The 4,796-nt window shown below is 73.2% G+C and carries 4 protein-coding genes and 1 pseudogene; all 5 read right to left on the bottom strand.

Annotated features, from left to right (window positions below):
- Window positions 1-39: 39 nt before the first annotated feature.
- The gene (locus BMY61_RS43610) at window positions 40-624 is read right to left on the bottom strand and encodes an NUDIX domain-containing protein (RefSeq protein ID WP_052438820.1); all 585 of its coding nucleotides are present in this window, start codon (window positions 622-624) and stop codon (window positions 40-42) included.
- Window positions 621-1,985, bottom strand: a complete 1,365-nt coding sequence (locus BMY61_RS43605) for an NUDIX hydrolase (RefSeq protein WP_052438819.1) — start codon at window positions 1,983-1,985, stop codon at window positions 621-623. Before BMY61_RS43605 ends, BMY61_RS43610 begins: the two co-directional genes overlap by 4 nt.
- 175 nt (window positions 1,986-2,160) lie before the next feature.
- Window positions 2,161-3,609 carry an NUDIX domain-containing protein gene (locus BMY61_RS43600; protein ID WP_042449571.1) on the bottom strand — a complete coding sequence of 483 codons (1,449 nt, stop codon included), beginning with the start codon at window positions 3,607-3,609 and terminating at the stop codon, window positions 2,161-2,163.
- A 218-nt stretch (window positions 3,610-3,827) separates the two neighbouring features.
- Window positions 3,828-4,370 carry a GNAT family N-acetyltransferase gene (locus BMY61_RS43595; RefSeq protein WP_052438818.1) on the bottom strand — a complete coding sequence of 181 codons (543 nt, stop codon included), beginning with the start codon at window positions 4,368-4,370 and terminating at the stop codon, window positions 3,828-3,830.
- 80 nt (window positions 4,371-4,450) lie between these two features.
- A pseudogene (locus BMY61_RS43590) lies at window positions 4,451-4,796 on the bottom strand (hypothetical protein); the annotation flags it as partial.

Here is a 4,796-nt window from a genome sequence, read left to right as displayed (position 1 = left end):
GCACCTGGGCCGGCATTTCCGCGGCTGCCGGTTGGGCGCTCACACGCGCCCCGCTGCGCCCACGGCCTGGGCAGCCATCAGGACCGACACCACAGCCCCGGACAGCAGGAGCCGGCCGTCCATCGCGGCGGCCACCGACTCCTGAAGCGGCCACCACTCCACGGTCATGCCAGTCTCGGTAGCGGTCAGTTCCTGCTCCCCGACCCTCAGATCCCGGGCGAGGTACATGTACAGGTGAGCGGTCGACTTGGTCATCAGGGCGATCCGGCCGAGCGGGCTCCACTCTTCGGCCGTGATGCCGGACTCCTCCTTGAGCTCGCGGCGGGCGCCTTCCAGCGGGTCCTCGCCCACATCAAGCTTCCCGCCGGGCGGGGTGATGACCTCACCGTGGACGTAGGAGCGGTAGCGGACCATGGCGATACGGCCCTGCTCGTCCATCGCGACCGTCAACGCCGCGTCGACCCGGGCTTGGTGGAACTCGAAGTACCCTGCGGTGCCGTCGGGCAGGGACACCGAGTCCCGGTGGATCAGGTACGAGCCGGTGTCCAACAGCGTGGTGCTGCCGTGGCGCTTCCACGGCAGCGGCACGGCCGGCTGGCGGGTGACGGGCGGTGCGGCGTTCACGAGCGGACTCCTTCGGGCCGGCTGCCAGTGAGCAGCGGGAGGTAGTGCTGCAGGTAGGGCGGAACGTGGAGGCCGAGAACCTCGTCCATGGGGACCAGGCGCAGGGCCTGGCCCTCGTCGCCGAGCTGGAGGTCCTTCTCGGAGCCGTTCCAGACGGTGTGCAGGACGCGGGTGAGCGGGAGACCGTGGTCGGGGTGGGGGGCGGGGAGGGTCCGCAGCCCGGTGATCTCGATCCCGGCCTCCTCGCGGACCTCGCGCACCGCGGCCTCCTCGGCGCTCTCGTCGCCCTCGCGCCAGCCGCCGGGCGGAGTCCAGTAGCCGGGCCAGGGACCGGGGCCGGTGTCGCGTAGGTGCATCAGCAGCCGGCCCGCCGGGTCGGTGACGAGGACCAGGACGCCCTCGAAGTCGTCGCCGAGCGGGGCGGGGCGCTCCAGGTAGAGCGGGCGTGCGCACCGGTGGGCGCGCAGGACCTGCCGCAGCCGCTGGTAGTGGCCCAGGCCCATGTGGTGGCGCCAGTCGTGGGCCGTCTCGAACCGGAACTCGGTGTGCTCGGCGGGGTCGAGCCGGATTCGGGCCTGCTGTTCGGCGGTCAAGGTGCCGCCGTCGAAGACGTGCCCCACCACCGGCACCGGGTAGTCGGCGTCGGCCTGGGTGTGGATCACGGCGACCAAGCGGCGGCGGAGTGCCCGCGGGTTCTCCGCGGGCAGGTCCAGCCCCAGTTCCTCCCGGGCCTCGCGCACCGCGGCCTCGAACGGGGACTCGCCTTTCTCGACCATCCCGCCGGGGAAGTCCCAGATGTCCGGGTCGGTGGCCGAGCGCAACCCGAGGATCCGGCCGGCGGGGTCGGTGACGAGGAAGCTGCCGTAGGTGGCGGGACGGGCGATGGTGGTGAGGTGTCCGCCGACGGGCCGCCAGCCGGGGGCGGCGAGGCGCTCGGCGAGCCAGGTGATGACCTGGCGCTGCCCGTCGCCGGTCTGCGGCAGCGCGTCGGGCCGGGCCCACTGCTGGCCGTCGTGGTCATCGGACAGGACCACGGCGGTGCCGTCCTCGACGACGGTGGTGAACACGAACTGTCGCACCCGGCGGCCGCTCTGGTTGATGTAGTCCAGGGTGCGCGCGTACTCCAACTGCAGGCCCGTGAGGCCGGTCTCCTCGGCCAGCTCGCGGGCGGCGCCGGCGTCCACCGCTTCACCGTCCTCGCGGCCACCTCCCGGGTACTCCCACAGGCCGGGCAGGTCGTCATGGGCGGCCCGCCGGATCAGCAGGACCCGGCCCGAGCGGTCGCGGACCACGACACCGACACCGAAGTGTTCGATTCCTTCGTGGCGAGCGGATGCCGCCAGCACCTCGAAGTCGATCATTCGTAGAGCCCCTCTTCCCGGAAGCCCTGGCGGCGATGGTCGGGGTCGGTGGCCACCCAGGCGATGTGCCCTAGGTGCGGGGCCTGCCCGGGCCGGGGCGTTCGGTCGGCGTACTGGCCAGTCGCGCCGGTGGACGCTGTGCCGGTACTCGGTCGCCTGCCCGCTGCGGGCGTACTCACCAGCCCAGCTCGGTGTAGGCACGGCCCGCCCGGATGCCGGCGATTGCGTCCCGGGTGTAGGGGACCAGTTGCTCGGGCAGGTCATCCGGGTCCCACCACTTCCAGGCCGTGCACCGGTCGGGCTCGCGCAGCTCGGGCGTGCCCTTCCAGGAGCGGACCTTGAAGAACAGGCCGAGCCTGGGCTGGGCACCGGGAGAGTCGACGAGGTGGACGGCGTGCGCGAACTCGACATCGGCGGGGTCGAGGACCAGGCCGGCTTCCTCCTCGGCCTCGCGGATCAGGCACGCGACGGCGGACTCCTGCTCGCAGTGCCCGGCCAGAAGGTGCCAGGTGTTCGGGGCGAAGGCCGAGTCCGGGTGGCGCAGCCCGAGCATGACCCGGCCCTGGTCGTCCTCCAGGTAGAGGTGGACGCCGACGACGTTGCGCACGGCCTGGCTGCCGGGCACCTTCGCCGGCCGGGTGGCGGCCGGGTGCTCGGCGGCGTGGCGGTTCACCAGCTCGATCGTGGAGGGGCGCAGCAGTAGCCGGTGCAGCATGTCCGGGGTGAACCAGCGCAGCATGACGCCTTCGCGCAGGTCCGCGGTGTCGGGGTCGCCGCCCCAGCGGGCGGTGTGGATCCGGATCGGCACGCACAGGCCATCCACGCCGGTGACCCGCTCTACGGAGAAGGGCTGAAGGTCGGTCAGGGCCAGTCCCGGGGCCTCTTCGGCGAGTTCGCGCAGCAGGGTGTCCGTCAGCGTGGCGTCCTGCGGCTCGCGGCCGCCGCCCAGAAGCGACCACTCGCCCGGTGCCCAGATCCGGCCGGGGTAGTTGTCGCGCAGGTGGAGCAGGTAGTGGCCGGCGCCGTCGTGGATGAGGATGGAGGCGTTCACCGGCTCCGCCTCGCCGGTGACGGCGGCGGCGGCCAGCTTGGCGCGCAGCGAGGGTGAGGCGACGCGGTCCAGGGGGCGCCACTCGGCTCCGGTGACCTCCTCGGGCTGCAGTGCGACCTCGGCCGCGTCGGGCAGGAGGCAGAAGGCGAACCGGAAGTCGTAGTGCTGGTGCGCGCTCTCGCCCTTGGCCGGGTTGGCGTCGATGTTGTTGATGTCGATGTCGATGGGGCCGGCGAGGGCCTGCGGGGTCAGGCACAGGGCACCTGGCGGGATGCCGGCTTCCTCGTGGACCTCGCGCAGCGCCGTCGCGAGCAGCGTCTCATCGCCGTCCTCGACGTGGCCGCCCGGGCAGATGACCAGGCCGGTGGCCTTGTGGTGGATGTGCAGGACGGTGCGGTCGGGGCGGATGACGACGGCGCTGCAGGTGACGTGGGCGGGCAGTGTGGCCCGGCTCGTGGGTGCTGGGCCCGTGTCCAGCAGGGCCAGCAGCGGGGTCAGGGCGGCGCGTTCGCCGGGGTGGCGCTGAAGGTATGCCTGGACGAGGTCGCGGATGTGGGTAGGGGCGGGGGGCACGGTGAAACCTCTCTCTGTGCGGGGCGTCGGCGGGCGGTCGGCCGCGCGGAGCGGCTATGTGTTCTCTGCGGGCCGGCAGGTCGGCCGCCGCGGCGGCGGTCGGGCCGTGTCGCGCACCCCCATTCATCACGATTGGTAGCCGATCGAGTTCAATGGGTGACGATGCCAGAGAGGACTGACAGTCGCCCCGGCCGCGATCCGGCACCGTTGTCGGGCGGTCACCGGCCGCCGCGCTCCGGCTCCACTCCACGCCGCCCCGCCGGTGCCTCCGGTGCCTCCGGTCTGGCAACGCCGGCCACCGCCAAGGGGTGGCGCAGCGTCAGGTAGTGGGCGACCGGGTTGAAGCCGAGCTTCTCGTACAGCGGGAGGCCCTCGGGGGTGGCGATCAGCTCGACCGAGGAGCAGCCGCGGTCCTGGAGCGCGCTCACCAGGGCCCGGGTGACGGCCTCCGCCAGACCGCGGTGCCGGTGGCGCGGATCGGTGACGACGGTGTGGACCCGGCCCCACAGCCCGCCGGGGTAGGAGGGGCCCTCGTAGCCGCGGTAGACGACGCCGATCGCGCACGCCGCCAGCACGCCGTCCCCGGCGTCGGCCACGAAGGCGAGCAGGTGCGGGTCGGTGCCGAGCCGGGCCTGCATGTCGGCCAGGAAGGTGGACCTCCAGGCGTCGGTGGCCGGCTCGCCGGTCAGGACGTCGACGCGCAGGCGCAGCAGTTCCTCGGCGTCCTTGGGCGTGGCCGGACGGACGGGGGTCACTGACATCGGGAAGCCTCCTCGGGCAGTGGGCAGCAGGCGGATCGGGCATGGCGGCGGGCATCGGCACGCGGTTCGGCTCGGGGCGGTCAGTCCATCGGCAGTTGCCAGCTCAGGCCCGGCCCGCCGACCACTCGTTGCACAGGGCCGGTGAACTCCAGCAAGTACTCAGCCGGTCGGCCGGCCCCCGTCCAGCGGGTGTGGAGCTCCTCGGCCTCCAGCCACAGGCTCCGCGGCCCCCACTCGACGGCGCGCGATCCGTCCTGGGAGACGGCGGCCCGAGACCCGTCCGGGGCGACCAGCACCACCTCGTCGTCGAAGCCGGGAGCACCCCACTGCCGCCGCACCCCGCGCAGGACGTGGCCGAGTGCGACCCAGTAGCCGCGCTCGGCCGGCTCAGGCGGCGCCAGCACCGAAGTCCGGCTGCGCCCGCTG

This window comes from Streptacidiphilus jiangxiensis, assembly GCF_900109465.1.
Lineage (GTDB): Bacteria > Actinomycetota > Actinomycetes > Streptomycetales > Streptomycetaceae > Streptacidiphilus > Streptacidiphilus jiangxiensis.
This window is presented reverse-complemented; position numbering and strand designations above follow the sequence as displayed.

Excerpts from the sequence above, each read along its gene's own strand:
- BMY61_RS43605 (WP_052438819.1), bottom strand. The coding sequence starts at position 1,985 with ATGATCGACTTCGAGGTGCTGGCGGCATCCGCTCGCCACGAAGGAATC.
- BMY61_RS43595 (WP_052438818.1), bottom strand. The coding sequence starts at position 4,370 with ATGTCAGTGACCCCCGTCCGTCCGGCCACGCCCAAGGACGCCGAGGAA.